The sequence below is a fragment of the Plantactinospora solaniradicis genome, from assembly GCF_042658085.1.
GTDB classification, from domain to species: Bacteria; Actinomycetota; Actinomycetes; order Mycobacteriales; family Micromonosporaceae; genus Plantactinospora; species Plantactinospora solaniradicis.
In genome coordinates this window covers 232,866-259,011 of record NZ_JBHSPR010000017.1, presented here as the reverse complement: position 1 = coordinate 259,011, position 26,146 = coordinate 232,866, and the positions used below count along the sequence as shown (strand labels likewise).

Annotated in this window: 24 protein-coding genes and 2 pseudogenes; 17 read left to right on the top strand and 9 right to left on the bottom strand. The window is 70.9% G+C overall.

Annotated elements, in window-relative coordinates; translation table 11 throughout:
- Position 1: 1 nt before the first annotated feature.
- Positions 2 to 2,335, bottom strand: coding sequence for an immune inhibitor A domain-containing protein (locus ACFP2T_RS20880; protein ID WP_377424295.1), 2,334 nt, complete (start codon positions 2,333 to 2,335; stop codon positions 2 to 4).
- Positions 2,336 to 2,727: 392 nt separating this feature from the next.
- The gene (gene acs, locus ACFP2T_RS20875; RefSeq protein WP_377424293.1) at positions 2,728 to 4,692 is read right to left on the bottom strand and encodes an acetate--CoA ligase; all 1,965 of its coding nucleotides are present in this window, start codon (positions 4,690 to 4,692) and stop codon (positions 2,728 to 2,730) included.
- 295 nt (positions 4,693 to 4,987) lie between these two features.
- Here acs and ACFP2T_RS20870 point away from each other — a divergent pair, with 295 nt between their 5' ends.
- Entirely contained in the window at positions 4,988 to 5,773 is a 786-nt protein-coding gene (locus tag ACFP2T_RS20870) for a Fic family protein (RefSeq protein WP_377424516.1), read from the top strand.
- 68 nt (positions 5,774 to 5,841) lie between these two features.
- Here the strand turns inward: ACFP2T_RS20870 and ACFP2T_RS20865 are convergent, their stop codons facing one another.
- Together ACFP2T_RS20865 and ACFP2T_RS20860 are read right to left on the bottom strand one after the other, a co-directional pair.
- Positions 5,842 to 6,642, bottom strand: a complete 801-nt coding sequence (locus tag ACFP2T_RS20865) for an HAD family hydrolase (protein WP_377424292.1) — start codon at positions 6,640 to 6,642, stop codon at positions 5,842 to 5,844.
- A 591-nt stretch (positions 6,643 to 7,233) separates the two neighbouring features.
- Entirely contained in the window at positions 7,234 to 8,289 is a 1,056-nt protein-coding gene (locus tag ACFP2T_RS20860) for an alpha/beta hydrolase (protein ID WP_377424291.1), read from the bottom strand.
- A gap of 415 nt (positions 8,290 to 8,704) precedes the next feature.
- On the opposite strand from ACFP2T_RS20860, the gene ssd reads away from it, so the two are divergent.
- The 10 genes from ssd to ACFP2T_RS20810 all read left to right on the top strand — a co-directional run bounded on the left by ssd (position 8,705) and on the right by ACFP2T_RS20810 (position 15,015).
- Entirely contained in the window at positions 8,705 to 9,769 is a 1,065-nt protein-coding gene (gene ssd / locus ACFP2T_RS20855) for a septum site-determining protein Ssd (RefSeq protein WP_377424515.1), read from the top strand.
- Positions 9,766 to 11,013: a TadA family conjugal transfer-associated ATPase gene (locus ACFP2T_RS20850; protein ID WP_377424290.1), complete on the top strand. Its 1,248-nt coding sequence runs from the start codon at positions 9,766 to 9,768 to the stop codon at positions 11,011 to 11,013. The genes ssd and ACFP2T_RS20850 overlap by 4 nt, the downstream gene beginning before the upstream one ends.
- Positions 11,010 to 11,945 carry a type II secretion system F family protein gene (locus ACFP2T_RS20845; protein ID WP_377424289.1) on the top strand — a complete coding sequence of 312 codons (936 nt, stop codon included), beginning with the start codon at positions 11,010 to 11,012 and terminating at the stop codon, positions 11,943 to 11,945. Before ACFP2T_RS20850 ends, ACFP2T_RS20845 begins: the two co-directional genes overlap by 4 nt.
- A complete protein-coding gene (locus ACFP2T_RS20840; RefSeq protein WP_377424288.1) occupies positions 11,945 to 12,763 on the top strand; it encodes a type II secretion system F family protein in 819 nt (272 codons plus the stop codon). The genes ACFP2T_RS20845 and ACFP2T_RS20840 overlap by 1 nt, the downstream gene beginning before the upstream one ends.
- A 20-nt stretch (positions 12,764 to 12,783) precedes the next feature.
- Positions 12,784 to 12,954: a DUF4244 domain-containing protein gene (locus ACFP2T_RS20835; protein WP_377424287.1), complete on the top strand. Its 171-nt coding sequence runs from the start codon at positions 12,784 to 12,786 to the stop codon at positions 12,952 to 12,954.
- Positions 12,951 to 13,319 (top strand): TadE family type IV pilus minor pilin, encoded by a 369-nt coding sequence (locus tag ACFP2T_RS20830; RefSeq protein ID WP_377424286.1) that lies wholly within the window; start codon positions 12,951 to 12,953, stop codon positions 13,317 to 13,319. The genes ACFP2T_RS20835 and ACFP2T_RS20830 overlap by 4 nt, the downstream gene beginning before the upstream one ends.
- On the top strand, positions 13,316 to 13,756 hold the full coding sequence (locus tag ACFP2T_RS20825; RefSeq protein WP_377424284.1) for an Rv3654c family TadE-like protein: 441 nt from the start codon (positions 13,316 to 13,318) through the stop codon (positions 13,754 to 13,756). The genes ACFP2T_RS20830 and ACFP2T_RS20825 overlap by 4 nt, the downstream gene beginning before the upstream one ends.
- Positions 13,757 to 13,850: 94 nt before the next feature.
- The gene (locus tag ACFP2T_RS20820) at positions 13,851 to 14,198 is read left to right on the top strand and encodes an ArsR/SmtB family transcription factor (RefSeq protein WP_377424283.1); all 348 of its coding nucleotides are present in this window, start codon (positions 13,851 to 13,853) and stop codon (positions 14,196 to 14,198) included.
- Positions 14,195 to 14,662, top strand: coding sequence for an SRPBCC family protein (locus ACFP2T_RS20815; protein ID WP_377424282.1), 468 nt, complete (start codon positions 14,195 to 14,197; stop codon positions 14,660 to 14,662). Before ACFP2T_RS20820 ends, ACFP2T_RS20815 begins: the two co-directional genes overlap by 4 nt.
- Positions 14,659 to 15,015 carry a nuclear transport factor 2 family protein gene (locus ACFP2T_RS20810; RefSeq protein ID WP_377424281.1) on the top strand — a complete coding sequence of 119 codons (357 nt, stop codon included), beginning with the start codon at positions 14,659 to 14,661 and terminating at the stop codon, positions 15,013 to 15,015. The genes ACFP2T_RS20815 and ACFP2T_RS20810 overlap by 4 nt, the downstream gene beginning before the upstream one ends.
- A 98-nt stretch (positions 15,016 to 15,113) precedes the next feature.
- On the opposite strand, the gene ACFP2T_RS20805 is transcribed toward ACFP2T_RS20810, so the two are convergent.
- Together ACFP2T_RS20805 and ACFP2T_RS20800 are read right to left on the bottom strand one after the other, a co-directional pair.
- The gene (locus tag ACFP2T_RS20805) at positions 15,114 to 15,656 is read right to left on the bottom strand and encodes a hypothetical protein (protein WP_377424279.1); all 543 of its coding nucleotides are present in this window, start codon (positions 15,654 to 15,656) and stop codon (positions 15,114 to 15,116) included.
- A 43-nt stretch (positions 15,657 to 15,699) separates the two neighbouring features.
- The gene (locus ACFP2T_RS20800) at positions 15,700 to 17,013 is read right to left on the bottom strand and encodes a fibronectin type III domain-containing protein (protein WP_377424278.1); all 1,314 of its coding nucleotides are present in this window, start codon (positions 17,011 to 17,013) and stop codon (positions 15,700 to 15,702) included.
- 178 nt (positions 17,014 to 17,191) lie between these two features.
- On the opposite strand from ACFP2T_RS20800, the gene ACFP2T_RS20795 reads away from it, so the two are divergent.
- Entirely contained in the window at positions 17,192 to 17,596 is a 405-nt protein-coding gene (locus ACFP2T_RS20795; protein ID WP_377424277.1) for a GH12 family glycosyl hydrolase domain-containing protein, read from the top strand.
- Positions 17,597 to 17,807: 211 nt separating this feature from the next.
- Here the strand turns inward: ACFP2T_RS20795 and ACFP2T_RS20790 are convergent, their stop codons facing one another.
- The 3 genes and pseudogenes from ACFP2T_RS20790 to ACFP2T_RS20780 all read right to left on the bottom strand — a co-directional run.
- The gene (locus ACFP2T_RS20790; RefSeq protein WP_377424276.1) at positions 17,808 to 18,017 is read right to left on the bottom strand and encodes a hypothetical protein; all 210 of its coding nucleotides are present in this window, start codon (positions 18,015 to 18,017) and stop codon (positions 17,808 to 17,810) included.
- A gap of 93 nt (positions 18,018 to 18,110) precedes the next feature.
- A pseudogene (locus ACFP2T_RS20785) lies at positions 18,111 to 19,844 on the bottom strand (Zn-binding domain-containing protein); the annotation flags it as partial.
- 171 nt (positions 19,845 to 20,015) lie between these two features.
- A pseudogene (locus ACFP2T_RS20780) lies at positions 20,016 to 20,855 on the bottom strand (DEAD/DEAH box helicase); the annotation flags it as partial.
- Between ACFP2T_RS20780 and ACFP2T_RS20775 the strand changes: the two are divergent.
- The 5 genes from ACFP2T_RS20775 to ACFP2T_RS20755 all read left to right on the top strand — a co-directional run bounded on the left by ACFP2T_RS20775 (position 20,854) and on the right by ACFP2T_RS20755 (position 26,028).
- Complete coding sequence (locus ACFP2T_RS20775; protein WP_377424274.1) at positions 20,854 to 21,210, top strand: STAS domain-containing protein; 357 nt, start codon at positions 20,854 to 20,856, stop codon at positions 21,208 to 21,210. The pseudogene ACFP2T_RS20780 and the gene ACFP2T_RS20775 sit on opposite strands and share 2 nt — an antisense overlap.
- A gap of 16 nt (positions 21,211 to 21,226) precedes the next feature.
- On the top strand, positions 21,227 to 21,664 hold the full coding sequence (locus tag ACFP2T_RS20770) for an ATP-binding protein (RefSeq protein ID WP_377424273.1): 438 nt from the start codon (positions 21,227 to 21,229) through the stop codon (positions 21,662 to 21,664).
- A gap of 434 nt (positions 21,665 to 22,098) precedes the next feature.
- Positions 22,099 to 24,492: a sodium-translocating pyrophosphatase gene (locus ACFP2T_RS20765; RefSeq protein WP_377424272.1), complete on the top strand. Its 2,394-nt coding sequence runs from the start codon at positions 22,099 to 22,101 to the stop codon at positions 24,490 to 24,492.
- A 175-nt stretch (positions 24,493 to 24,667) separates the two neighbouring features.
- The gene (locus ACFP2T_RS20760; RefSeq protein ID WP_377424270.1) at positions 24,668 to 25,210 is read left to right on the top strand and encodes a hypothetical protein; all 543 of its coding nucleotides are present in this window, start codon (positions 24,668 to 24,670) and stop codon (positions 25,208 to 25,210) included.
- Positions 25,211 to 25,260: 50 nt separating this feature from the next.
- The gene (locus ACFP2T_RS20755) at positions 25,261 to 26,028 is read left to right on the top strand and encodes a hypothetical protein (RefSeq protein WP_377424514.1); all 768 of its coding nucleotides are present in this window, start codon (positions 25,261 to 25,263) and stop codon (positions 26,026 to 26,028) included.
- Positions 26,029 to 26,146: the final 118 nt, after the last annotated feature.

Here is a 26,146-nt window from a genome sequence, read left to right as displayed (position 1 = left end):
ATCAGTTGGTGATCTTGATGATCGCCAGATCGCTGATCAGGCGGTTCTCCAGCAGAAGTTCGATCTTGGTGCCGGTGCCGGCCACCTTGACCGAGTTCATCGGGTTCTGCGGGGACCAGTAGCGGTCCGGCTGCGAGTCGTTGAACACCGTCACCGGGTTCAGCTTCGGCACCGTGGTCGGCACACCGTTCAGGTGGAACGTCTGCGCCGGCTTGGTGAACCTGCTGAACGTGGCGTCGTAGCTGCTCCGCCGGTTGGTGATGTTGCCGACGCCCGGAACCGTGATCGGACCCGGCCGGACGTCGACCGGAAGGTTCAGGCCGAAGCCCGGGTGGTCGATGGTGTCGTTGTCGTCGTACGCGTAGTTCACGTACCAGACCAGCAGGCCCTGGTGGTTCTTGAACCGCTCCACGAAGTCCGGCCTGGTGCTCGTCCAGCCGAAGTTGTAGGGGCCGGTCTCCAGGGTCTTGTCGTACCCGTAGTAGGTCCGGTACTCCGCGATGTAGAACTGCGGGACCTCCTCGACGATCTTGCCGGTGAACCGGGTGAAGCCATCCGCGGTCCAGCCCGGGTCAACCGTCTCGACACCATCGGTCCAGACCGCGGCACCGTTCTTGACCAGCGAGACGTTGTCCAGGAACGCACCCTCGAAGTTCGTTCCGGCGTCACTCGCGTAGCGGTAGCGGAACTGGACGGTCTGTCCGACGTACGCCGCCAGGTCGTAGTTGAGGTCGATCCACTCGCCCTCGGTGGAGCCGTCGATGCCCTTCTCGGGGACACCGCCGGCCTCGGGCTCGTCGATCAGCGGGTGGTCCAGCGGGGTCCAGGTGGAACCGCCGTTCGTCGACACCTCCGCGTAGAGGTAGTCGAAGTCCTCCTCGATGTTGTACCAGGCCTTCGCGTTGATGGACGCGGTGGTGGCTCCGGTCAGGTCGAGGGGCCGGGCCAGCGTGCTCGTGAGGTCGTCGGCGCTGCCGCTCCACCACTCGTACTGTCCCTCGAACGGAGTGTTCAGTTCGGTGCTGACCTCCTGGTCGGGCAGGTTCACCACGACCGCCTGGGCGAGACCGTCGGTGTCACCGGCCGCCCCGAGGGTCGCGTACGTCGTACCGCTGTCCCAGTCGACGGTCGAGTGGTTGAGCCACCCCAGGTACAGCTTCGACCACGGGTCCATGTACCCCGGGGTGGAGCCGATGTCCTCCTTGCCGTGGTTCAACCACGAACCCGAGGCCATGAGGCTCCAGAACCCGACGCCGTTGTCGCCGCCCTGGGTGTCGTACAGGTCGGGCAGGCCGAGGTCGTGGCCGTACTCGTGCGCGAAGACGCCGAGTCCGCCGTTCTCCGGCTCCGTGGTGTAGTCACGGATCCAGATCCCGCTGTCGCCGATCTGCACGCCGCCGTGCTTGTTGAAGTCCGGTCCGGCGCTGCCCGCCAGGTCCGTGAACGCGGACCAGCGGTGCGACCAGATCGCGTCGGCACCCTGGGCACCGCCGCCGGCCTCCTCGCCCTCACCGGCGTGCACCGCCTGGAAGTGGTCGATGTAGCCGTCGGGCTCGTTGAAGTCGCCGTCGTTGTCGTAGTCGGACCGGTCCCAGATGTCGAACTGCTTCAGGTACGTCTGGATTTCGGCGTTGCTCTTGCCCGCCGCGACCTGCGACTCGTACCAGGCGGTGGCGGTGTCCTTGACGAAGGCCCAGTAGCCGTCCCGCTCGGGGATCTCGTTGCTGCCGTACCGGGCCTCGTTGAACGGAACCGTGACCCAGTCGCTGACGTCACCACCGACCGTGTACCGGCCGCCGGACTGCTTCAGGTAGAAGTCCCGCATCGACTCCTTCTTGGTGCTGTAGAAGAGGTCCATGTATGACTGACGGTTGAAGTCGGAACGCCAGATCGTGCTGTTGTCGTCCGTCGGGCTGCCGTCGTAGACCCGGTCCCGCGCGGGGATCTGGTTGTGCAGCGGGCCGTCGGTGCCGCCGGTACGCGGGTCCTTCTGGTTACCGAACTCCACCAGGATGCTGAAGATCGGGTCGACCTTCGGCGGCTGCTGGTACTCGACGAACCGGTCGGCCTTGACCTGGATGACCTTTGACCCGTTCCGGGTCTGCAGCTTGGCCTTGCCGGAGATCAGGTCGGCGATGGCCTGCTTACGGACCTCGCGCTCCTGCTCGGCGAATGGGTCGGGCAGGTTGTCGGCCCGGTGGGCCGCTCCCTGGGGCTCCCGATCGACGGAAGCCGGAGCCGGCGCCGGAGCGCCGTACGCCGGCACGGCGACCGCACTGGCGGCCAACAGCGCGGCTGTGGCACCTGCCAGGCCGGCCGTGACTCGTCTCCTCAAAGGTCCTCCTCCTTTGTGGAAGTGTTACAGAACAGGCCGGCTCATGGCGGGCACTGTCATCAGACGCGACCACCACCTTTGCAGATGTATCGAACGCTGTCACGAGGGACCGGTGCGCCATCCTGTCCGGCCGATCCCCGTCTAATCAGGGCGAAAACTTTCTAACGGGCACCTATTTTCAGTCATGTGCATGTCACGATTCGGCCACGGTCGAAACCCTGCCGCCTGGTCGTTCGTCTACTTGCGGACAGCGCTGTGTCCGGAACCGGCCCCGCTCGACGACCAGTCGCCCGACGACCACTCGCCGCGACGGCCCCCGGACGACAGTGCCCGGCGACGACGATGGGCGGACCCGCAGCGGGCCCGCCCATCTTGTCCGTGCCGCGGGGCGGTCAGTCCTCGTCGGACTTGCCCGAGCGCATGCCGGCCGAGATCAGTTCCATCACCGAGGAGTCCTGCAACGTCGTCACGTCGCCGAGAGAGCGGTTCTCGGCCACGTCACGGAGCAGCCGCCGCATGATCTTGCCCGAACGGGTCTTCGGCAGCTCCGCCACCAGCATGATCTGGCGCGGCTTGGCGATCGGGCCGAGCGTCTTCGAGACGTGCTCACGTAGCTCGGCGATCAGGGCCTCGCCGGCCTCGCCCGAGGTGTCGACGTGACCGCGCGGAATGGTGAACGCGACGATCGCCTGTCCGGTGGTCGGGTCGGTCGCGCCGACCACGGCAGCCTCGGCGACCGACGGATGCGAAACCAGTGCCGACTCGACCTCCGTCGTCGAGATGTTGTGCCCCGACACCAGCATCACGTCGTCGACCCGGCCGAGCAGCCACAGGTCACCGTCGTCGTCCTTCTTCGCCCCGTCCCCGGCGAAGTACAGCCCCTCGAACCGGGACCAGTAGGTGTCGACGAACCGCTCGTCGTCGCCCCAGATGGTGCGCAGCATCGACGGCCACGGCTCACGCAGCACGAGGAAGCCGCCGCCACCGTTCGGCACCGACCCGGCCTGGTCGTCGACCACGTCGGCGGTGATGCCCGGCAGCGGGCGCATCGCGCTGCCCGGCTTGGTCGCGGTCACCCCCGGCAACGGGGAGATCATGATGGCGCCCGTCTCGGTCTGCCACCAGGTGTCGACGACCGGGCACTCGCCCCGACCGATGTTCTCCCGGTACCACATCCACGCCTCGGGGTTGATCGGCTCGCCGACGCTGCCGAGCAGGCGCAGCGACGACAGGTCGTACTTCTGGGGGATGTCGGCGCCCCACTTCATCATCGTGCGGATCAGCGTGGGCGCGGTGTAGAGGATGGTCACCTTGTGCTTCTGGATCAGCTCCCAGAACCGGCCCCGGTGCGGGGTGTCCGGGGTGCCCTCGTACATCAACTGGGTCGCGCCGTTGGCCAGCGGACCGTAGACGATGTACGAGTGCCCGGTCACCCAGCCGATGTCCGCGGAGCACCAGTAGACGTCGGTCTCCGGCTTCAGGTCGAAGACCGCGTGGTGGGTGTACGCGGCCTGGGTCAGGTACCCGCCCGAGGTGTGCAGGATGCCCTTCGGCTTGGCCGTCGTGCCGCTCGTGTAGAGGATGAACAGCGGGTGCTCGGCGTCGAACGCCTCGGCGGTGTGCTCGGTCGAGGCGGTCTCCACCGTCTCGTGCCACCACAGGTCCTTGTCCGTCCAGTCGACCTCCTGGCCGGTACGCCGGACCACCAGGACGTGCTCGATGCTCGGACACCGGCTGACGGCCTCGTCGACCGTCGGCTTCAGCGCCGACGGCTTGCCCCGCCGGTACCCGCCGTCGGCGGTGATGACGACCTTGGCGGTCGCGTCCTGGATCCGGTTGGACAGCGAGTCGGCGGAGAAGCCGCCGAAGACCACGCTGTGGGTGGCCCCGATCCGGGCACAGGCGAGCATCGCGACCGCCGCCTCCGGAATCATCGGCAGGTAGATCGCCACCCGGTCCCCGGCGACGACGCCGAGATCGGTCAGCGCGTTGGCCGCCTGGCTGGTCATCGCGAGCAGGTCGGCGTACGTGATGGTGCGGTTGTCGCCGGGCTCACCCTCCCACTCGATGGCCACCCGGTCGCCGTTGCCGGCGAGGACGTGCCGGTCCAGGCAGTTGTAGGCGACGTTGAGCTGGCCGCCCACGAACCACTTGGCGAACGGTGGGTTGGACCAGTCGAGGATCTGGTCCCACTCCTTCGACCAGTCCAGCCGGCCAGCCTGCCGGGCCCAGAACGCCAGCCGGTCCGCGGCAGCCTCGTCGTAGGCGGCGGCGGTGACGTTGGCGGCGGCGGCAAGCTCGGCCGGCGGCGGGAACTGCCGGGTCTCCTGCAACAGGTTTGCCAGAGTCTCGCTCATGGTGGGGGCTCCTCAGGCGTCGCGTGACGTGTGTTCGGTAGGAGGTTAATCGGCGTGTCGTGGCTGGTGCGAGGGATCTGGAGCGCTCCGGCACCAGAGCGCGCCGAATGGCCGACTTCCGGCGCTCGCCGGTCCCACCCGGGCTCCGCCTGGGCGGGCCTGGGTGGGACGGGTCGCGTCGCCCCCCGGGAACACCGGCGTCGAGAACCACGACGTCGAGAACCACGACGTCGAGAACCACGGCGCCCGGAACTCCGACGCCGGGAGCCACGGCGCTGGGAACTACGGTGGCAGAGTGCCGACCGATCCGCTCGCCCCGCTGCTCAGCCTCGCCGACGTCGCGCCAGCCGTGGACCGCGCCCGCGAGCGGGTCGACGAGGCGCTGCGGCACCGCGCGCTGCGCCGGCACGGTGGCCAGGTCGCGGCCGAGGTCAGCCTCCGGTCCGCGGTGGCGAGTTCCGCCCTGGAGGGGTACGTCCACGAGCGTGAAGCCGTCCGGGCCGGCACCGTCACCGACCCGGTGCTACAGGGCGCCCTGCGGGTCGCCGGGGCGCTGCCGGGGCTCGCCGACCTGTGGCCCAGGGCACCCCGCCAGGTGCTGGCGAAGCTGCACACGCTGGCCGCCCAGGGCACGGTGCCCGAGGACGAACTCGGCCGCCCGATCCCGGCATCCGATCCCGGCGTCGTCCCGCCCGGCGGGCAGTCGATCGCACTGCGCGCGCTCAGCGCCCGGCTGGACGGCCTGGCCGGCCTGGTCGTCGGTGGAACCTCGGTGTCACCGCTGATCCTCGCCGCGGTGGTGCACGGAGAACTGCTCGCGCTACGGCCCTTCGCCGGGCCCTCCGGGGTGGTGGCCCGGGCCGCTGCCCGACTCACCCTGCTCGCCACCGGTCTGGATCCGCGCGGGCTGATCGCGGTGGACCTGGGTCACCTGGAACGCGAGCCGGAGTACGTCGGCGCGGCCGGCGCGTTCGCCACCGGCACCTCCGACGGGGTCCGCTCCTGGCTACGCCACTACGCCACCGCCATCGAACTCGGCGCCGAGCGGCTGACGGCCATCGGCGACGAGGTACTCACCTGATTGAAAGGAAGGGCCCCTTCTTATCGCTTTCTGCATAAGAAGGGCCCCTTCTTACCAACCCCTGGCCGTCAGGCGGTGCTGGCGCGGGCCCGACGATGCCGGCCGTACCAGGCGATGCCGATGGCCACGCCGACGCCGACTCCGATGGCCGCCGCCGCGACCGGCACCGCAGGGCGTTCCCGGAGCCGCCGACCGAGCGGTACGGGGTGCCGGAACTCCAGTACCGGCCAACCGTTCTCGGTGGCCAGCTTGCGCAGTGCCCGGTCCGGATTGACGGCGCTCGGGTGCCCGACGCACTCCAGCAGCGGACGATCACTGACCGAGTCGGAGTACGCGTACGACTGGTCGAGGTCGTAGCCGCGTTCCCGGGCCAGCTCGCCGACCGCGTCGACCTTGCTCGGCCCGGCGGCGTAGAACTCCACCTCGCCGCTGTAGCGCCCGTCCACCACCGACATCCGGGTCGCGATCACGTCGGCGACACCGAGCAGTTCGCCGATCGGTCGGACCATCTCCTCACCGGAGGCGGAGACCAGTACGACGTCCCGACCGGCGGCCTGGTGCTCCTCGATCAGCGCCGCGGCTTCGGCGTACACGTAGGGGTTGATCAGCTCGTGCAGTGTCTCGGCGACGATCTGGCGGACCTGGTCCACCGGCCAGCCCTTGCAGAGTGCGGCCAGGTAGTCCCTGGTACGCGCCATTGTCTGCTCGTCGGTGCCGCCCAGCCGGAACATGAGCTGGGCGTACGCGGATTTGACCACGTCTCGACGTGTGATCAACCCGTCCCGGTAGAACGGCCTACCGAACGCCAACGCGCTCGACTTGGCGATGACGGTCTTGTCCAGATCGAAAAAAGCGGCGCTTCGGCCCACGGCGCGAAAGTCTAGCCGGATGGTCTATGGTCACCGGGTGCGCGGGGTCACCTTTGGCACCTGTCGGCCGGTTACCGACTGAGCGGTTGATCAGCCCGCCTGGTGATCACTGTCACACTGCGAAGGCAGACTTTCGCAGGGAGTGGAAGTTAACGCCACTCGACGTATACGGGTCGACTCAGGCATGCTTGTATTTACGACACACTTTCATATCCTCTGTGCTCGGTAGACCCTCGGCGGTCGCACCCCCCGTGACCGCTGAGCGGGTTCGGCTCGACCCCCCCGGAGCCGAACCCCAGACGACCCCCGTCTCCCCCCGACGGGGGTCGTCGCTTTTATCGGTTTCGTCGCACCGACCCTGGTCAACCCCTGTCGGAGAGGGCCGAAACGCCTTACCGAGGCGACGAGTCACGGGTCGCGCCGCCGGTTCCGGTGTTGGTCGCCGGAGTCCGGGGACCGGGTGGACGGTGGCCCGGCGGCCCGGACCGGGTGGTGTGGAGCGACGGGGCCGGGCAGCCCGGTAACCGTTGGGGCGTCACGGTTATGCCCATGCCGCTACTCAAATCCGACACGCGGCGGTACTCACACCGGTCAGGGGTGGTGCAGGGCGCGGTTCAGGGTCAGCGCGGCCTGTGCGGTGACGGCCTGTGCGGCCTGCGTCTTGGCCAGCGAGTCGAGCATCGCCATGTCGTGGATGATGCCCTGGTAGCGGACCAGGGTCACCGGAACACCGGCCTGGCGCAGCTTCGAGGCGTACGCCTCACCCTCGTCGCGCAGCACGTCCGCCTCGTTCGTCGTGATCAGCGTGGGCGGCAGGCCCTTCAGTTGGTCGATGCTGGCGTTCAACGGCGACGCCATCGGGTTCGACCGTTCGGCCCGGTCGGGCAGGTACTGGTCCCAGAACCACATCATCTGCTCCCGACGGAGGTAGTAGCCGTCGGCGAACTCCCGGTAGGACCCGGTCTCGAAGTTGGCGTCGGTGACCGGGTAGAGCATGACCTGTTGGGCGAAGCGGGGGCCGTTGCGCTGATTGGCCAGCATCGCCAGCACCGTGGACATGTTCCCGCCGACGGAGTCGCCCGCGACGGCCATCCGGGAGGTGTCCAGGCCGTAGTCGCCGCCCTGGTCGGCGATCCACTGCGCCACCGCGTAGCACTCCTCGACCGCGGTCGGATACCGCGCCTCCGGCGACCGGCTGTACTCCGGAAAGACGATGGCCGAGTGGGACTGCACGGCGAGTTCGCGGATGAGTCGGTCATGGGTGTGGGAATCCCCGTACACCCAGCCCGCGCCGTGCAGGTAGAGCACGGCCGGGAGCATCCCGCCGACCCCCTTCGGCTGCATCATCTCGTGGGCGGCGGCGCGGACCCGGTCGAGTAACCTGCCGCCCCCTCCACCGTCTCGGCGAGGTGGCCCCTCGCCCCTGGGTCGGACGATCCGGACCGGGACCTGACCGGACGGGCCGCCGGGCACCATGATGTCCTCGATGTCCGCCTCGGGCCTCGGCGTGTTGCCGGACTGCAACTCGGCCAGCTTCGCCCGACCCTGCGCCGGGGTGAGTTGGAACAGGAACGGCGGATTAGCGGTCATCCGGGCCACTTCCTGTGCGGCCGGCTCCAGCACCACGCTGCTCACGGACTGCGCCATGACGGCTGCTCCTCCCCTTGACTTTCCTGCGGTAGCGGCAGGTTCCGGTGGTCGCGTACCCGTACCGCTCCGGGATATCGCACGCCGGCCGACGTCCCGCGAAGGGCCGGTGCCCGCGCGCCGCGCCCGCGTCCCCGCCCGGAAAAACCCGTTCGGCGTACGACGGGAGGCGTGGCATCCCCCGCCAGATTGGTGCCGCTATGCGCGGGTTCGCTTAGCAGATCCACTCGGGTGGAACGAGTTATCCACAGCCGGCTCAGTTATCCACAGCCCGGCCTTCGGGGCGTTGGCGAGGGGCGAACCGGACGCCAGGGTGTGCCGGTAACCGGACCACCCGCTGGAGCCGGATCCCCCGCTGGAGGACGTGATGCCACCGCGTACCCCGGTCCGTCCCGGACCGCGCCTGCCCCTGGTCGTGACCTCGGACAACGAACTGCTCGACGAACTGCTACGGCTCGCCGCGGCGGGCGGCAGCGAGGTGGAGGTGGCCCAGGATCCGGCCGCTGCCCGGTCCCGCTGGGCCGCCGCGCCGCAGGTGCTGGTCGGCACCGACCAGGCCCAGGCCTGTCTGCGGTCGAGGTTGCCCCGCCGGCCCCGGATAGTCCTGGTCGGCCGGTCGGGGCAGGGCGACGGCGGCTGGGAGGTGGCCGAGTTGATCGGCGCCGAGCACGTGGCCGTGCTGCCGGCGGCCGAGCCATGGCTGGTCGACCGGTTCGCCGAGGGGGCGGCCGGTAGGGGCATGACGGACGGCCCGGCCCGGATCGTCGGGGTGATCGGTGGTCGGGGCGGCGCCGGAGCGAGCGTGCTGGCCGGCGGCCTCGCGGTCACGGCCGCCCGCAGTGGCCTGCGTACCCTGCTGGTCGACGCCGACCCGCTCGGCGGCGGCCTGGACCTGGTCCTCGGCTGGGAACAGTTGGAGGGCCTGCGCTGGCCCGCGCTGACCGAGGCGGACGGCCGGGTCGACGCACCGGCGCTGGTCCGGGCGCTGCCCAGCCGTGGCGACCTGGTGGCGCTCTCCTGGGACCGGGGTGACCTGCTCGCCCTGCCGGCCGAGGCGATGGCGGCCACCATGGACGCCGGCCGACGCGGCCGGGACGTCGTCATCGTGGACCTGCCCCGCCAACTCGACGACGCGGCCGTGATCGCGTTGCAGGCGGCCGACCAGGCGTTCGTCCTGGTGCCCGCAGAGCTGCGGGCCACCGCCGCGGCGGCCCGGGTGGCCGCGGTCGCCGGACTGCACTGCGCCAACCTCTCGGTCATCGTGCGTGGTCCGGCACCCGGTCGGCTCAAGGCCCGCGAGGTCGCCCGGGCACTCGATCTGCCACTGGTCGGCACGTTGCGTCCGGAGCCGGGCCTGTGCCGCAACCTGGAGCGGGGCGAGGCTCCGGCCGCCACCGGACGGGGTCCGCTGGCCGCCCTGTGCCAGCGCATCATCACCGACCTCACCGGCGCGGTCGGGATCCGGGCGGGCGCGGAATGACCGCCCGGGGCGGGCAGCCGCACGAACTCGCCGCCCGGGTCCGACGCCGGTTCGCCGCCGAGGGTACGACCGTCACCCCGGCCGCCGTCGTCTCGGCGGTACGGGCCGAGCCGGGTGCCGCCGTACTGGGCGACACCGCCGTGCTCCGGATGGCCAGCCGGGTACACCACGACCTGGTCGGTGCCGGGCCGCTGGCACCGCTGCTGGCGGACGCGGAGGTCACCGACGTACTGGTCAACGGTGCGCAGGTCTGGATCGACCGGGGCGCCGGCCTGTCCCCGGTCCCGGTGCCGCTCGGCACCCCCGACGACGTACGCCGACTCGCCCAACGGCTCGCCGCCGCCTGTGGCCGACGGCTGGACGAGGGCAGCCCCTACGTCGACGCGCGGTTGCCGGACGGAACCCGGCTGCACGCCGTCCTGCCTCCGGTGGCGACCACCGGGCCATACCTGTCGATGCGTACCTTCCGGCAGCACCCGTTCACCCTCGACGACCTGGTACGCCACCGCACGGTGTCCCGGCCCGCCGCCGTGCTGCTCGCCGCGGTGGTCGCCGCCCGGCTGGCGTACCTGGTGGTCGGCGGGACCGGATCGGGGAAGACCACCCTGCTGAACACCCTGCTGGGCCTGGTGCCGCCGACAGAGCGGATCGTGCTGGTCGAGGACGCCGCCGAACTGCGACCGCTGCACCCGCACGTCGTCGGCCTCCAGGCCCGGACCTCCAACGTGGAGGGGGCGGGTTCGGTCGGGCTGAGCGAGCTGGTCCGCCAGGCGTTGCGGATGCGGCCCGACCGGCTGGTGGTGGGCGAGTGCCGGGGAGCCGAGGTCGTCGACCTGTTGTGTGCGTTGAACACCGGGCACGAGGGTGGGGCGGGCACCCTGCACGCGAATGCCCCGGCGGACGTACCGGCCCGGCTGGAGGCGCTGGGGTCGCTCGGCGGGCTGCCCCGGCCGGCCCTGCACGCCCAGGTGGCCGCCGCGTTGCAGGTGCTGCTCCAGGTGCGTCGTACCGACGCTGGTCGGGTGCTGGAGGCGGTCTGCCTGTTGCTGCCGGCGGGTCCTGAGCGGCTGGTCACCGTCGTACCGGCGTGGAGTCGGGATCGGGGAGTGGGACCGGCCGCATCGGCGCTGGCGACGTTGATCGCCGATCGGGCGGTGCCGGTACCGCCCCTGCTCGCCGCCGCACCCGGAAGCGGTACGGCGATCGGCTCGGGGCAGCGGGAGATTGTCCGGGGTACGCCGTGACCGCGTGGTGGCTGGCCGCAGCCTGCCTGGTCGGCGCGGCGGTCCTGCTGGCCTGGCCGAGCCGGCGGGCCCGGAAGAGGCACCGGAGGATCATGTCTCGGCAGCCCGCTCCCGACCAGGGGTGGCCGACCGGGTCCGGGATGACGGACGGGACGGCCGATCGGGCCCCCGAGAACCGATGGTGGAGGACAGCGGACCGCCTGCTCGTCTCGATCCCGCCGTGGCGGAGCGTCCTGCTCGTCGCCGTCCTGGTCGGAGTCGCCGGGGCGCTCGTCGGCGGTCCGGTCGGCGCGATCGGGGCGGCGACCTACGCCGGGCTGGCGGCGCGTGGGTTACTGCGAAGGCGGGCCGGCGTCGTCGCTGATCGGGTACACCGGCGTCAACTCGACGAGTTGTGTGCGCTCGCCGCCGACCTGCGGGCCGGGCTGTCACCGTCGGTGGCGATGCTCCCCGCCGAAGCGTCGGGCCGGATGGTCGAACTCGCCCGGGCGGCGGTACGGCTTGCCGAGCAGACCGGTGCGCCGCTCGCCGATCTCATCGAGCGGATCGAGGCCGACGCGCGGGCAATGGATCGCGGGCTGGCTGCGGCCGAGGCACAGGCGGCCGGGGCGCGGGCCACCGCCTGGCTGCTCGCCGGACTGCCGTTGGGTGGGATCGCCCTTGGCTACGGCATCGGGGTCGACCCGTTGCGGATCCTGCTGTACACCCCGATCGGCGCCGCCTGTGCGCTCGGCGCCATCGCCCTCCAACTCGCGGGCCTGGCCTGGGCAAGTCGGCTCAGTGCCGGTGGCTCCGGGACGGAGCCGGCCGGTGGCGGCGTGACCTGGGCGGGCGGTCTCGGCGGTGGCGCTGGCCGGGCGGGCGGCCGGGGCGGTGGCAACGTCGGTCGTTCGGCGGGCGGGGTTGGTGCTGGCGCCACCTGGGCGGCGTGATGGCGGCCCGGACGGTGCTGCCGCTGGTCCTGCTCGGCGTTGCGGTGCTGGTGGCGACCGCTGGAGGACGGGCTCGCCGGTCGGCCCGCCGTCGACTTGCCGAACTGGGTGACGAAGGCTGGTCGAGCCGTGCGCTCGCACCTGCCGAGGCGGGATCGAGCGGCGGGATGTCGGCGGGGCGTGGGCCGGTCGGGGTGGAACGGAGCCGGCCGGGTCGGCCAAGGTGGATGGACCTCATCCGGCTCGGCGCCGGACTGGGCGGGTTGGCGGCTGCGGTCGTCCTGGGCGGTTGGCTGGGCGTACTGGTCGGAGTGTTGACGGCCGTCGGCCTCGATCGCCTGCTACGTCGGTTCGAGCCTGCGGCCGTACGGCGCCGCCGGTTGCGCGAAGCGGCGGACCTTCCGCTCGCGGCCGACCTCCTGGCTGCGGCGTTGCGGGCCGGCGCGCCGGTCGACCGTGCGGTCTTCGCTGTTGCCGAGGCGCTGGCGGGGCCACTGGGGGAGCGGCTCGAACAGGTGGGTCGGACGCTCCGGCTCGGCGGCGGCCCCGAGGAGGCATGGCCCCGGCTCGGGCCGGTGCCCGGCGCCGAGCGGCTGACGAGGGCAGCGGTCCGCTCCTCGGCGAGTGGCGCGGCGCTCGCCGGAGCGTTGACCCGGCTCGCCGACGACCTGCGTGCCGACCGGGTCACCACTGCCGAGGCGTCGGCACGCCGGGCGGGCGTGTTGATCGTGCTGCCGCTGGGGCTGTGTTTCCTGCCCGCGTTCATTCTCGCCGGCCTGGTGCCGGTGATCGTCGCCGTGCTCGGCGACGTGCTGTGACCATACGAGAGGGGAACTCCATGCTGCGCAAGTTGATCGTCCGGCTACGGGACGATGCGGGAATGAACACGGCCGAGTACGCCGTCGGCACCCTGGCCGCCGTCGCCTTCGCCGGCATTCTGCTGAAGGTGCTGACCTCAGGCAGAGTTCAGGCCGCGCTGACCGGCGTAATCGAGCGGGCCCTGCCGTGATCCGGCGCCGGAGGATCGGCCGCGACCGGGGCTCGTTCACCGCCGAGTTGGCGGCCGGCCTACCGGCGCTGATGTTGCTGCTGTTCGCTGGGCTCGCCGCGGTCAACGCAGTGATCATCAAGGGGCAGTGCGTGGACGCGGCGCGGGAGGCGGCGCTGGCCGCCTCTCGCGGCGCGCCCGGAGTGCCGGCCGGTGCCGCCGCCGCACCACCGGGCTCGGTGGTGTCGGTGGCCGTCGAGGGTGACCGGGTGGTCGCCACCGTCCGGGCGCCGGTCCGGGCGCTGGGCGCTCGACTGCCGAAACTGACCGTGACCGGGACTGCGGTGGCCGCCGTCGAACCCGGGGCGCCGGAGCCGTTCTCGTGAAGACCGGAGCCGTTCTCGTGAACACCGGAGCCGTTCTCGCGAAGACCGGAACGGCGGGCCGGGATCCTGCGGCGGACCAGCTTGGGCGGGTCGGCTCCGATCGGGGCAGCGCGACCGTGTGGCTGCTGGTCGCGGGGTTGGTGCTGGTCCTGTTCAGTCTTGGCGGGTCGGCGATCGGAGCCGCCCGGGTGGCCCGGCACCAGGCCCGGGTCGCGGCGGACCTTGGCGCGCTCGCCGGGGCCGCCCGCGTCCTCGAAGGCCCGGGCTCGGCCTGCGGCCGCGCTGCGGCCATCGCCGCCGCGAACAGCGCCCGGCTCACCAGTTGCACGTTGGACGGATTCGATGTGCAGATCACCGCGGAGGTGCTGGTCGAGCCGCTACCCGGGTTCACCAGGAACGCCCGGGCGACAAGCCGGGCCGGACCCGTCCGTGGCTGAGCGGGAACCTCCATGGGTACGCCGGATCCGCCGCCGCAGGGCAGCTCTGCAAACGGTCGTTTGCGCAAACGGTCGTTTGCGTTATGGTGATGCCATGTCGACCTTGCTCGTGGCACCCGGCCCAGACCTCGACTCGGCCTTCGCCGCTCTCAGCGACCCCGTCCGTCGTGCCTTGGTGACTCGTCTCGCCCAGGGTGACGCCACGGTGGGCGAGCTTGCCGAGCCCTTCGACCTGACCCCGCAGGCGATCTCTCACCACGTCGGTGTCCTGCGGCGGTGCGGCCTAGTCGAGCAGCGACGCGAGGGCACCAGACGCCCCTGCCGGCTGAAGGTCGACCAGTTGTCGCTGCTCGGCACGTGGATCGACGACCAGCGCCGTGTCTGGGACGACCGGCTCGACGCTCTCGAACAGCACCTCACCGACGACGGAGCGGTCCGTTGACCGCCGGCGCAGAGCTCCACGGCGACGAACTGATCGCCGAGCGCTACCTTCGGGCCGAGCCCGAACGCGTCTGGGCCGCGTTCACCTCGCCGGCAAGCATCGCGGCGTTCTGGGGCGGCTCGCACGCCACCGTGCCCCCTGAGTCCGTAACCGTCGACCTGCGTCCCGGCGAAGAATTCACGCTCGACACTCGCGCGCCGGACGGCGCGACCCGCCGGCTCCGGTTCGTCTACCTGAGCATCGCGGCACCCCACGAACTCGTGTTCGACGAGCCCTCCACAGGTATCCGCACAACCGTCACCATCCACCCCGCCGACGACGGCACGCACCTCACCATCCACCAGCGTCGGCTTCCCCCTGAGCTCCGGACATCCCAAGCGGCCGATGGACTCGCCTCGATCCTCGAGGCCCTCGCCACGCACCTGCAGCACGACAAGGCAACACCAGAACGGAGAATGCCATGACCCAGACGACCCAGCGCGACCTCGTCTCGGAATACTTCGACGGATTCCGGACCAGTGACCACCGGCGAATCCTCGCGACCCTCACCGACGACGTCGAGTGGGTCATCCACGGCCACCGAACCACCCGCGGCAAGGCGGAGTTCGACGGCGAGATCGAGAACCCGGCGTTCACCGGCAGCCCCGAACTCGACGTCCATCGTGTCCACGAGGACGGCCCGGTCGTCGTCACCACGGGAGAGGGTCGCGGCGTCAGCGTCGACCACGGACGCTTCCGGTTCGCCTTCAACGACCTGTTCACGTTCCGCGACGGGCTCATCGCCCGCGTCGATTCCTACGTCGTCCCGCTGCCCTGAGGCGGCGGGCAACCCAGCCGCAGAGTTGCCCGGGGTGGCCCGGCACCAGGTTTGGGTCGCGGCGGACCTTGGCGCGCTCGCTGGGGTACCTGACCCGGTTATCCGGAGTCGAGGTTCCACCGCTCAGGCAGGTCGGCACCGCAGAGCGCGCAGACGAAGTCGTCGTCCCTGACCACGTTGCACTGGTGGCAGTCGGGGCAGCGGCGGAACACGAAGCCAGCGGTGAAGCCGTCGGGGTGGGCAAGGCCGGCCCGGTCGAGAGCGGCGGCGACCGCCGGCCACGAGTCGAGATCCGGGCAGTAGCCGGTGGACTGGTTGCTGACCTCGTCGACCCTCCAGCCGAGCCGCCCGGCACCCGCCTCGTCGGGTGGTTGGCGTACGAAGGCGATCTCTCCGGCGCCGAGCACGTCCCGCCCTGCGGCGCAGGCGACATGCTCACTTCGCCGGGGCGCCAACCGCAGTACGCCGTCGAGATCCACCACGAAGGTGAACGGCTCGGCAAGATCCGGCGCCGGTACCGTCGACACCCAGCCGGCGAAGTCACGCGGCGCAGTGATCGGCGTCCCGGCGTCGTCCGGCGTTATTCCGGCCAGGATCTCCGCCGGACCGATGTAGCGGTACCGCCGCGACAACGTGACCACCTGGTGACCGTAGCCGGGTGACGGATCGGCACGCGAGCGGAAATCACCTGGCCGGTGGTGTCGGTGGCGTCGGTGGCAGGGCGGACGGGGTCGGTGGCGGGGTGAGTTGGACCGTGACGCTGCTGCTGGAGTTCCACGAGGCGTCGTACGCGACGATCCGTACCGTTTCGTAGCCGCCGCGCGGTGCGATGACGGCGGTGTTGGTGGTGACCTTGGCGGCCACCCGGATCTCGTCCACGTTGAACACGTGGTGGACGTGGTATTCGACGATGCCCAGGTCGTCCGTTGCCGGCTCCCAGCCGAGGAGGTAGCCATTGGCGGTCACCCCGAGCACCGTGGGTCGTCCCGGTGCGGTGGGCGGGACGGTGTTGTCACCGCTGCGGGGGAAGCTCGGCGGCTGCGGGACGGTCACCCGGGACGAGATCGTCGAGGTGTTGCCGGCCGCGTCGCGGGCGGACACCGAGAAGTGGCTGATCGCGGCCGTCGCACCGAGGGTCAGGGTCAGCGGGCTGTTGTCCGGGACGATCCGGGCGATCCACTGCGTGTAGAACTGGTCACCCTGGTAGACGTAGTACTGCGTCACCCCGACGTTGTCGGTCGACGCCGGCCAGGTGATGGTCACCGCCCCCGGTACGACCTCCAGCACCTGCGGCTGGCCCGGCGTGCTGGGTGCCTGCCGGTCCGGTGCCGGCGCGGGCGGCTCCACCAGGACATCGTCGAAGGAGCCGGCGGCGGAGGTGGTGACCAGCCCGATCCGGCCCGCGTTGAACTGGCCGTCGGTGGCGCTGACCGACACCGTGCCGAGCTGGCCCACGAGCGAGTTGCCGAGTACGGCCAGCCGCAGCGTGTGCCACGCGCCGAGGATGACCGTCGCCGGGGCGGTCGCGAGCGCGGTGACCCGGCCGGAGACCAGCTTGCCCAACTCGAGTTGGTTGTCCGACCGCAGAGTGAGGTAGTAGTAGCTGGTGCTCGACTGGAGTCTGGCGAGCACCCCGATCGTCGAGCGGCCGGGCCGCAGTGTCGTCGGCTTGACCCGGACGCTGACCGTGTAGTCGGTCCAGGTCGGATCGCCGGTCCGGGCGCTCGCGCCGGCGCTCCCGCTGCGCTGCCGGTACACCTGCGAGCCGTCGGAGCCCGTCGACCACTGTCCGCCGGAGGTGGACCAGCCCGACGCGTTGCCGTCCTCGAAGTCGTCGCCGAGTAGCGGCGCCGCAGCCACCGCAGCGGCGGGTACGGCAACGGTCGCCGGGAGCGCCACCGTCGCGGTGGTCACGGCCAGGACGAGAGGGATGACGATCGCGGCGTACGCAGGGGCGGGCCGGTGGCGGGCGGCCATCGTGCTGGCGGGCGTGGACACGGCGACGACCTGCCTTCGGAGACGGGCGCGGAGGTGACGGAGGGTGAGGGGAACTCACTCTACGAGCAAAAATTTGGGGATGTCAATGCGATCGCACGTGGCGCGGCTTCGCTCGAATGTGATCGGTGTACATCTATTGACTTAGTTTGGAATCAAAACTAAGTTGCCCGGTGAGGTCATGTCGCGCGCGCCCTCTTCCCTGCCTCGGCCGAAGCGGATCGACGGGTCGACCCGCCCGGGTCAACCCCGTTACATCGGGCGACGGGTCAGTGCCCTCGGCCCGGTCGCGAGCAGCTTCAACGTCACCGTGCCGACCAGCGGTGTCGCCTTCACCACCGTGTACGACGTCTGGTCGTCTGACCACGCCCACGAGATCATGCTGTGGATGAACAAGTACGGGCCGGTCGGGCCGCTCGGCAGCTTCCAGGTCACCGCGGCGGTCGGCGGTCACTCCTGGAACATCTACCGGGGATCGAACGGCTCGAACCAGGTCTACTCGTTCATCCGCACCAGCAACACCAACTCCGGCGGTCGACATCCGGGCCATCGCGACCTGGATCCGCAGTCGTGGCTGGTTCGGTGACGTCACGATCGGGGATGTCCAACTCGGTTACGAGATCACCTCGGCCGCCGGCGGCCGGGACTTCGTCACCAACAGCTTCTCCGTATCCGGCTGAGCGGCCGGTGCGGGCCCACCCCCGAGTCGGCCCGGCGGGGGTTCTGGTCAGGTCCCGGGTCCCACCGGTTCGGCGGTCTCCGAGCTGGCGGGCCGGTGGGGCGCCGGTGTTCCGTTCTCAGCGGATGCCGCCTTCGGTTGCCTTCCGTACCACCCAGCTGTTGAGCACCTGGTGGATGCTGTGCAGCATCTGGTGGATCTGGTCCAGGCGTTCGGCCTGGGCCAGTGCCGCGTACGCCTGGGACAGGGCGATCTGCTGATCGACGGTGAGGTGAGCCTGGTCGATGGTGTACAGCAGTTCGACGGTCTCGGCGATGGTGTCGGCCACGACGTCCTCCTCAGGCGGATCCGTGGAAGCGCTCCCAGCGTAACTTAACCCGATCTACTTAGATCCATACATGCGAATACCGACTATCCGCGATCAGTTTCCGGTCGGCTCCGCCGGGGCGACCTTCGCCAGGTTCGTCAGCACCACGTCGAGCACCCGGACCGCTTCCCCCTTGGCCAGCGGATTGTTGCCGTTTCCGCACTTCGGGGACTGCACGCAGGACGGGCAGCCGGTCTCGCAGCCGCACTCGGCGATCGCGTCCCGGGTCGCGCCCAGCCACGCCGTCGCCGCGTGGTACGCCCGCTCGGCGAACCCCGCGCCGCCCGGGTGACCGTCGTAGACGAAGACCGTGGGCGCCTCGGTGTCCGGATGGGCGGCGGTCGACAGCCCGCCGATGTCCCAGCGGTCGCACGTGGCGACCAGCGGCAGCAGCCCGATCGCGGCGTGCTCGGCGGCGTGCAGCGCGCCCGGTACGTCGGCCACCTCGACCCCGGCCGCCGCCAGCGACTCCGGCGAGACGGTGAACCAGACCGCGACCGTACGCAGCTCCCGGGCCGGTAGGTCCAGCGGCAGGGTGGCCAGCACCTCGCCGGAGGCGAGCCGTCGCCGCTGGTACGACACCACCTGGCTGGTCACGTCGACCTCGCCGAGGAACATTCCGACCGGCCCCGCGTCCAGGTAGGACCGGACCGAGACGACGGAGAGCGAGGTGACGTCCCGGGGATGGGTGGACCAGTCCGGCTCCTCGGCGTGCACCAGCGCGCACCCGTCGTCGAGATTCAGGTCGTCCACCACGTACGACACGCCCTGGTGCAGGTAGACCGCGCCGGGATGGACCTGGAAGTGGGACGACGCCGGATCGACCGTGCCGAGCAGCCGCCCGGTCGACGATTCGACCACGTCGAGCGGCGCTCCGCCGGTGCCCCGCAGGTCCACCTCGGGCCGTCCGGTGTGTCGCCAGTACCAGCCGGTGGGGCGTCGCCGGAGCGCACCCCCGGCCACCAGTGCCTCCACCGCCTCCTTGGCGCCCTCCCCGAAGAGTTCCAGGTCGGCGGGGGTCAGCGGGGACTCCGCCGCCGCGCAGCACAGTTGCGGTCCCAGCACGTACGGGTTGGCCGGGTCGAGCACGGTGGCCTCGACCGGTCGGCCGAACAGCGCCTCCGGATGGTGCACCAGATAGGTGTCCAGTGGATCGTCCCGGGCCACCAGCACCGCGAGCGCCTCCCCGCCGGATCGCCCGGCCCGGCCCGCCTGTTGCCACAGGGAGGACCGGGTGCCGGGGTAGCCGCAGATCAGCACCGCGTCCAGGCCGACCAGGTCGACGCCGAGTTCCAGCGCGCTGGTCGACGCCAGTCCGAGCAGTTCGCCGCCGAGCAGGCCCTGCTCCAGGGCCCGGCGCTCCTCTCGCAGGTAACCGGCCCGGTATGCGGCGACCCGGCCACCCAGACCGGGTACCGCCTCGTCCAGGGACCGCCGGGCGGTGGTGGCGATCACCTCCGCGCCACGCCGGGACCGGACGAACGCCAGCGTCCGTACCCCGGCCGCGACCGTGTCGCTGAGCAGGTCGGCGGTCTCCCGCAACGCCGAGCGGCGTACCGGCGCGGCGTTGAACTCCGCGTCCCCGTCCGGGGCGGACTCCGCGTCCTCGGCGGCGTCGGTCGGCTCCGAGGCCGACGACGGCGGCAGCAGCGGCGGCTCCCAGAGCGCGAAGGTCAGCCCGCCGCGCGGCGATGCGTCCTCGGTGACCGCGCTGACCGGCAGGCCGGTCAGCCGCTCGGCCACCGCCGCCGGGTCACCGGACGTCGCGGAGGCCAGCACGAACACCGGGCTCTCCGTCGGCCCGGACCCGAGCCGCTGCGCCGGCAGGCCCAGCGAAGACGAAGACGAAGACGAAGACGAAGACGAGGACGAGGACGAGGACGAGGACGAAGACGAGGGGGAGGACGAGGACGAGGGGGACGGCGAGAGCGCGGACGGGCCCGGCGCCGGCTGTCCCGGGGTACGGGGATAGCGGGCGGCCTGGCGACGCAACCGGCGCAGCACGTGGGCCACGTGTGATCCGAACACTCCCCGGTAGGTGTGGCACTCGTCGACGACCACGAACGCCAGCCGGCGCAGGAAGCCGGACCACTTCGCGTGTCCAGGGAGGATGCCGTGGTGCAACATGTCCGGATTGGTCAACACGAACCGGGAGTGCTGCCGGATCCAGTCCCGTTCGGCGCGCGGGGTGTCGCCGTCGTAACACGCCGGTCGTACCCCGTCGAGACCGAGACTGGTCACGGCCCGCAACTGGTCGGCGGCGAGCGCCTTCGTCGGCGCCAGGTAGAGCGCGGTGGCCCGGGGGTCGGTCAGCAGGGTGGCCAGGGCGGGCAGTTGGTAGGCGAGCGACTTTCCGGACGCGGTCCCGGTGGCGATCACCACGTGCCGCCCGGCGTACGCGTGGTCGGCGGCTTCGGCCTGGTGGCGCCACGGCGCGACCACGCCCTGGTCGGCGAGGGCCGCGCGGAGTTCCGCCGGCACCCAGTCCGGCCACGGTGCCACGATGCCGGGGCGCGCGGGGACCCGCTCGACGTGCGTGACCGGGTCCCCGGCCGAACCGCGGGCGCTCCGGGTGAGCAACCGGGTCAACAGCTCGTCCGGATCCGGACCACCGGCCGACCGGGGCCGATCGGCGCCGGTACCGGCCGATACTGTTGGCGGGGACGTCACGCCCTGCACTCTCGCACTGTTGTACGGGCGCCGGACAGCCGGGTAGCGGTGGGTGCACCGTCGGTGCGCGTCCCGCTGGTCGATGGTTAGATGCCCAGGAGCATTCCTGGCGGTCAGAGGAGGACTGATGGATCTGTCGCTGACGACCCGCACCATCGGTGAGCACACGGTGTTGGAGGTCGGCGGCGAGGTGGATGTCTACACCGCCCCTCGGCTGCGCGAGCGTCTCGTCGAACTGATCGACGGCGGGGCCCGCAGGATCATCGTTGACCTGGGGCGGGTGGATTTCCTCGACTCGACCGGGCTGGGCGTGCTGGTGGGCGCGCTGAAGCGGCTGCGTCCCGTCAACGGGAGCTTCGGCCTGATCTGCGACAAGGAGCCGCTGCTCAAGATCTTCCGGATCACCGCCCTCGACCAGGTCTTCCCGATCTACGCCACGCTCGATGCCGCGATCAGCGCGGACCTGTCCGGTTCCGGCGAGTGATGTCGACGGTCGAGGCGTGATGTCGAGAGTCAGACTGTCGTTCACCCCGGCACCGGTTCACGTCCGCACCGCCCGGCTGGTGGGGGTCGCGGTCGCCCGCCGGGCCGGCGTCGCCGAGGAACTGCTCGACGAGGTACGACTGGCGATCGGCGAGGCCTGTGCCCGCGCGGTCGCCCTGCACCGCCAGTACGGCCTGACCGAGCTGGTGCTGGTCGAGATGTCGGACGGGCCGACGTACACGGTCCGGGTGATCGACCGGGCGCCGATCGAGGCCGGGTTGGGCCTGGCCGCGCTGCCGCCCGACGAGTTGGCTGACGAGTCCTTGACCGACGAGGCGCTGACGGTGGGTGTCGGGTTCGCCCTGCTGGCCGGCTTCGTCGAGGACCTTCAGGTACGGCCGGTGGACGAGGGCGTCGGCACCGAGGTGCGGATGGCCTGGCCGGTCGGCCGGTAACACCCGGCATCACCTGTACACCGCCCGGCACCGCCTGCCGGGTTGATCAGGCACCACCCGCCGAGCTGATCCCCGCCGTGTTGGCCGAGCTGATGTTGCCGTGCTGGCCGAGCTGATTTCAGCATGCCCGCCGAGCTGATATTGCGGTGCTGGCCGAGTCGATCGTGCGCAATACCAGAGCTGCGGCGGTAACACAGCGATGAAGATCATCGCGACGGGGCGGGTCCTCTGTGTGACCTCCAACACGACGGACCGCTAGAGTACCCGGGGTTATCAGCAAGTGTGCTGGTCCCGCTCCTGCTCCGGCGGTGATCGCCGTCGGTTCCGAGGGCGAGGGGCCGGCGACGCGCTTGCTAATTGTCGCTCCACGCGTGGAGACGTCTGGCCGGTTCGTCCGCCGGCCCGGCGCGAGTGTTTGGTACAGGAGGACATAGATGTCCGTAGTCGCGGCCCCAGACAGTGGCGGGCTGTCCCTTACTGGTCAGAACCTGTCGTACGTCGTCGTAGCGGCGGTCATTGCGTTGGTGGCGCTCGGCTTTGCCGCCGCCCTGACCAAGGCCGTACTGGCGACCGGTAAGGGCACCAACAAAATGCAGGAGATCGCGGGTGCCGTCCAAGAGGGCGCCTCGGCCTACCTGCTCCGCCAGTTCAGAACCCTCGCCATATTCGTCGTGATTGCCGTGGTGTTGCTGTTCCTGCTGCCCGTGCACGACACCGAGGGCAGCGAGACGCTGGTGAAGATCGGTCGCTCGGGCTTCTTCGTGGTGGGCGCCGCGTTCAGCGCGTTCATCGGTGGAGCCGGTATGGCACTGGCCACCCGGGCCAACCTCCGGGTGGCGGCAGCCGCACGGGAACACCAGGGAGGTCGGGAGGCGGCGATGCAGATCGCCTTCCGTACCGGTGGTGTCGTCGGCTTCCTCACCGTCGGGCTGGGCCTGGTCGGGGCGGCCGCGGTCGTCCTCCTCTACGAGGGCGACGCGCCGACCGTGCTGGAGGGCTTCGGCTTCGGTGCCGCGCTGCTCGCCATGTTCATGCGGGTCGGCGGCGGCATCTTCACCAAGGCCGCGGACGTCGGTGCGGACCTGGTCGGTAAGGTCGAGCAGGGCATCCCGGAGGACGACCCGCGCAACGCGGCGACCATCGCGGACAACGTGGGCGACAACGTCGGCGACTGTGCCGGCATGGCGGCCGACCTGTTCGAGTCGTACGCCGTGACCCTGGTCGCCGCGCTGATCCTCGGCCGGGCGGCCTTCGGCGAGCACGGGCTGGTCTTCCCGTTGATCGTCTCCACCATCGGTGTGCTCATCGCCATCCTCGGGGTGTTCATCACCCGACTGCGCGCCTCGGACCGGTCCGGCCTGACCGCGATCAACCGGGCGTTCTACGCCTCGGCCGTGGTCTCGGCGATACTCGTCGCGGTAATGTCCTTCGTCTACCTCCCGGCCACCTGGGCCGAGATGCTCGGGGACAACTGGCGGGAGAGCCTCGGTCTGGCCGCTGGCGATGCCGAGCCGATGGACCCGCGGATCATCGCGATCGGCGCGGTGGTGATCGGTATCGTGCTGGCCGCCGCCATCCAGGCGCTGACCGGCTACTTTACCGAGACGAACCGGCGGCCGGTGCAGGACATCGGCAAGTCCTCGCAGACCGGGGCGGCCACCGTCGTCCTCGCCGGCATCAGCGTCGGCCTGGAGTCGGCGGTCTACTCCGCGCTGCTCATCGCCGCCGGGGTGTTCGGCGCGTTCCTGCTCGGCGGCAGCTCCATCACGCTGTCGTTGTTCGCGGTGGCGCTGGCCGGCACCGGCCTGCTCACCACCGTCGGCGTGATCGTCGCCATGGACACCTTCGGCCCGATCTCCGACAACGCGCAGGGTATCGCCGAGATGTCCGGCGACATCGACGAGCAGGGTGCGCGCACGCTCACCGAGCTGGACGCCGTCGGCAACACCACGAAGGCGATCACCAAGGGCATCGCGATCGCCACGGCGGTGCTGGCGGCGACCGCGCTGTTCGGGTCGTACATCGACACGCTCGACGCGTCGTACGTCACGGCCGGGGTGCAGAACGCTGGCGCCGAGATCCTGGCCGCGCTGAACGTGGCCAACCCGCGCAACCTGGTCGGCCTGATCATCGGTGCCGCGGTGGTGTTCCTCTTCTCCGGTCTGGCCATCAACGCGGTCTCCCGCTCGGCCGGTGCCGTGGTGATGGAGGTACGCCGGCAGTTCCGCGAGCTGCCCGGGATCATGGACGGCACCCAGCGGCCGGAGTACGGCAAGGTGGTGGACATCTGCACCCGGGATGCCCAGCGCGAGCTGATGACTCCCGGTCTGCTCGCCATCCTGGCTCCGATCGCGGTCGGCTTCGGGCTCGGCCCGGGTGCGCTGGCCGCGTACCTGGCGGGTGCCATCGGGGCCGGCACGCTGATGGCGGTCTTCCTGGCCAACTCGGGTGGTGCCTGGGACAACGCCAAGAAGCTCGTCGAGGACGGCGCCTTCGGCGGCAAGGGCTCGGCCGCACACGAGGCCACGGTGATCGGCGACACGGTCGGTGACCCGTTCAAGGACACCGCCGGGCCGGCGATCAACCCGCTGCTCAAGGTGATGAACCTGGTGTCCCTGCTGATCGCGCCGGCCGTGGTGGCCTTCAGCGTCGGCGAGGACAAGAACACCCCGGTGCGGATCGGGATCGCGGTCGGCGCGACCCTGGTCATCGTCGCGGCGGTGGTGTTCAGCAAGCGTAAGCCGGTGGCGATGTCGGACTCCGACCCGAACCAGGGTGGTGCCGGAAGCGGCAGCTCGGACCAGCAGCCGCAGACCGTCAACGCCTGATCGTGCGCAGTGGATCCGGGTCCGACGCGTTCGCGTCGGGCCCGGATCCGTCTCCCCAGGTGACCGTTCCCATGTGTCCACCGCCGGCCGTTCTGGCTGGTCAAGGGACCGATCTGGAGAGGGCCGACCAATTACCCTTCTCGTGAAGTCGGTTCGAACCCGTACGCTGCAACGCATGCGTACGCCCCGCGCGGCAGGCGCCGGAAGGTTCACGGCGGTCCTGTGCACCATCGCCCTGCTCGTGGGGGCCTGTGCCGGGGGGCCGTCCCCGCAGGCGTGGGCGGCCGCGGTCTGCGCGGCGCTGGCTCCGTGGCGGGCCGAGATCGGGACCCTGACCCGGAGCGCCCAGCAGCAGATGACGGCGCAGACCAGCCCCGCGCAGGCCAAGGAGAACCTGGTCCGGTTGCTACGGGGTGCGGAACTGGCCAGCGAGACCGCCCGGCAGAGGGTGGCGGCGGCCGGCGTACCGGACGCCGAGAAGGGCGAGGCGGTGTCCCAGGGTTTCCTCGCCTCGCTGAGCGCGGTCCGGGATGCATACGGCAAGGCCGGCGCGGCGATCGAGCAGCTCGGCACCGGGCAGGCCAGCGTGTTCTACGACGGGGTCAAGGCTGCGGTCGACACCCTGAACAAGGAGTACGAGTCCAGTTCGCTCGACACCAGCGAGCTGGACTCGGTGGAGCTGAAGCGGGCCTTCGACGAGGTTCCGGAGTGTCGCTGACGCCGCCCACCCCGCCCACCTCGGCCGAGTCCAGCGACCCGGCCGCACTGATCCCCGCTCCCGCTCCCGCCGTCCCGGTCGTTGCCACCCCGCCGACCCCCACCACCACGGCCGCACCGACTTCCGCCCCGGCCGCTCCCGTCTCCGCCCCGGCCGCCGAGCCCACCGCCGCCCCGGCCGCCGAGCCCACCGCCGCTCCGACGTCCGAGGGCGTTGTTCTCGATTCCGGGCCGGCGGTCCGGCAGCTCTCCCTCTTCGGCGTCGAGGCGAACGACCCCGCCACCGGCGACCTCGCCGGCCTGCTGGCCGGGCCCGGTGAGGTGGTCCGGATGGGTGGCACCGCCCGGGTCTCGATCGTCGTGGACGCCGCCTGGCGGGTGCACGTTCTGGTCGCGGAACTGGCCCGACGGGGTCTGAGCGCGAGTTGGATCGGCCGGGTGGAGGAGCAGCACGGGGTGCGTACGTCGTACACGACCCGGCTCGCGCCGCTGAGCGCGAGTTGGCTGCGCGGAACGACGAAGCGCCCACCGCCGGGCTTCTTCCTGAACGGTCCCCGGCTCCGGCTCTGGGCTGCTGCGGCGGGTCGCGCCGAGCAGCTCGGTTTCGTGCTCCGACTCGGCCCGGCCGACGAGGGGTGCTGGGAGGCGGTCGGGGCGGCGTTGGCGGCGATCGGCCTGCCGGGGGTGCTGCTCGATCCGGGAGCCGGCGGTCCCGCGTACCGGATCACCGGGCGGCGGCGACTGGCCCGGCTCGCGGAACTCGTGGGGGACCGGCCACCGGCCGCGCCACCGGCGCAGTGGCCAGGTGGCGCGACGTGATCACAGCCGGTCGGACGGGTCGGTCGGGCAGTCGTCGGATCGATCGGTGTCGCATCCCGGACAACTGTCGTCAGATTTGTGCGGATAATCCTATTGATGATGCGCTGGGTGGGACTGG